The organism is Armatimonadota bacterium (assembly GCA_031459765.1).
Taxonomy (GTDB): Bacteria; Sysuimicrobiota; Sysuimicrobiia; order Sysuimicrobiales; family Kaftiobacteriaceae; genus Kaftiobacterium; species Kaftiobacterium secundum.
Window position 1 is genome coordinate 1 of sequence record JAVKHY010000026.1, and the last position, 2,612, is coordinate 2,612.

The 2,612-nt window shown below is 68.6% G+C and carries 3 protein-coding genes; all 3 read right to left on the minus strand.

Annotated features, from left to right (window positions below; genetic code table 11):
• Positions 1-195: 195 nt before the first annotated feature.
• Complete coding sequence (locus QN141_14090) at positions 196-468, minus strand: hypothetical protein (GenBank protein MDR7559607.1); 273 nt, start codon at positions 466-468, stop codon at positions 196-198.
• A 472-nt stretch (positions 469-940) separates the two neighbouring features.
• A complete protein-coding gene (locus QN141_14095) occupies positions 941-1,552 on the minus strand; it encodes a hypothetical protein (protein ID MDR7559608.1) in 612 nt (203 codons plus the stop codon).
• 83 nt (positions 1,553-1,635) lie between these two features.
• The coding region (locus QN141_14100) for a hypothetical protein (protein MDR7559609.1) at positions 1,636-2,612 on the minus strand (977 nt) is incomplete at its 5' end.

The window sequence follows — 2,612 nt, forward strand, 5'->3', positions numbered from 1 at the left end:
GACAAGAAACTCTCCAGCATGCACAGTAAAGATGGGTCTCATCGCGATCGCCTTCAGCCGCGACGTCTCCGCCAAGGTCACGATTTCAGTGTACTTAATTGCCCGATTCTTAGATTCTTAGACTAGAACACGGGCGAATTATGCCCCACGGGTGGACATCAATCTGGCAGCCGGGGTTCGCTCAGAATAGCCTGGTCAGGAGATGCTCTCCGGATCCGTGTGCAGTGAACTCACCTCCTCCGGGCTGAACTTATTGAGCCTGATGATCCGAGCGCGGGCGCGCACCATGGGCGGCACCGCCATCAGCGCGTGCGCCTCGCTCTCCGCCTCGACGATGGCCCACCCGCAGTGGACGCCGGACTTGCACCCCCAGTCAAAGTTGTACAGGTAGCCCATGGCCCTGACCAGCTGCAGCAGCCGGGCGCAGTCCTTCGCATCGTGCGGCGACTCGATCAGGTACCGGTCCACCGTCAACACTCCCCTCTGAGGTCCCGCCGGTCCGACCCGACAGATGCCCGGGCATCAGGTCACCGTCCGCGGAGCCCAGACGCCGGGACATTCTCAGCGTAGACTACGCTGCCGCCCACCAGTCCCCTGCACAGGTCGGGCCCGCGGAAGAGCGATGCGCTGCCGCGGCCGGTGTCGCTGCCTGGCCGATGGGGAGAACCGCGCCCCGGGGCGGCGGACAGCGGGTTCCCCCTAAACGCGGGCGGCCGGCGGGTGATCGCCCGGGCTGGCCGGAATCCTCTACGGGCGTGAACACAAGTGCGCTCGAGCCGTGCTCAATCGCGCAGCGTTCCCGTTGTCAGAAAGGGACAGCATGCTTCGGACTCCCCTGCGCACCTGCCAGGGGGATCACGGCATGTCGGCGCCCCGACCGGCCCATGGGGGCCCGAGATGGGCTGACGTCCACGGCGCGAACGGAGGAGGGGCCATCCTTTTACGGCGTTCCCGTCCGGATGTCCCCTCCCGTGATGTCGAAGGAGGGTACCGGCGCGTCTCCTGTGGGGTCCGCCAGCGCCGTAAAGAGGTCCCGGCGCAGATCCACCGTGACGAACCCGAAGGGGTCGCGGGCCCCCGGCCCGAGGGCATCCAGGGGTTGGTACTGCTCATCCACCGTGACAACGTTGACCTTCACCCGCGTGGGCGGCGTGGGGCCGGTCTGCAGGCTGCTTAGCGGTACCCGCGCGCGGACCGCGCGGCCGTCGGGCAGGACCTCGGCGAAGAGAAACGGTGCGGGCGGACGGATGGCCTCGAAGGTGAAGGGCCGGTAGGGTGTTTCGGGAACGCGACCGAAGAAGAACCGTCCCCCGCGCAGCGCGACGTAGTGAGTCCAGTAGGTGCTGTCGGGTTGCGGTCCCCGCAGCAGCGTCTCGTCGACGGTGAAGGCGATGTAGTATGCGCCTCCAGCAGGACGGACAGGCGCCGCAAACTGCACGGTGATGATGAGTTGCGGCCCGGCCTGCCCCGCCGCCGGTCCGCTCATCAGTGCCGCCATAGCGGCGGCGATCAGGGCGAGTCCCGCTACGGCGCGATTGAGGAGCGTCTGCACATCTCCCCCTCCCCCCACAGCGGCGTACCGGGCGGTTGCCCAGGCGCTACTTCCCCGACCCCCGTCGTCTTCCTCCCTTCCCGTCACGGGCTGCCCGGGAAGGCCAGCGGCTGGTCAAACAGCAGGCCGCTCTGCCCCAGCCCGATGCGCCCCCGCCCCCAGGGGATGGCCGTGAGCCAGGCCTCCAGCCAGATCTCCCCTCGCACTCCCAGGTAAGAAAGGCTGACCGCCAGACAGTCGCAGAAGACGCGCGTGACCGTCAGGCGGTCATGGAAGACCTGTCCGGTGAATCCATCATAGAGACCCAGGTACTGCACCTGCCACTGGGGGCTCAGGCGCAGGTCCAGGCTGGCTTCCGCACGCTCCAGCCGGCCCAACATCGGGCTGTAGCTGGCGGCCAGCGCCACCGTCCACTCGGGGCGCGGCAAGGCCACCGCCTGAGCCACAACGCTACCAGGCTGCCGGGTCAGGAAGTCGTAGGTGGCCAAGGCGCGGACAAACAGGCCCGGGGCGCGGTAGGTCAGGCTGGCCTCGCCGATGCTCAGGGGACCGGCGATCTGGTCGAATAGAAACGGGCTCTGCCCGGCCACCTCCTGGGTGGTGTAGGCGCCGCGTAGCTCCAGCGTCGGGCCGAGGGGGCGGACGTACTCGGCCCGGCCCCCGGTGAAAAGACGCAGGTCCCCGGTAGTGTACCAGCTGGCCCGGCCGAAGGCGCGCAGAAAGAGCGTCCCGCCGCCTGCCGGCACCGGCCCGCTGAGGGTCAGCAGCGCGTCGGCCCGCACGGCGTCTGTCAGGCTCGAGGGCGTCACGTTCTGCTCGCGGAAGCGGCCCAGACCTCCTTCCACCTGCAGGACGAAGGGCGACCGCCCCAGCGCGAAGGGGGCAAGCGTCACGGTCAGCTCCGGCAGGCGCTCCAGGGTGTAGTGCTGGTCAGCGGGGAAGACATCGCCGTCCAGGTCCCAGCGGGTCTCGGCTACCAGCGAGGCGGAGAATCCCGGACGGAAGTGGCGCAGGACCAGCCGCGGCAGGAGCTCGTCGTCCACGCCTGCTGTGCCTGCCG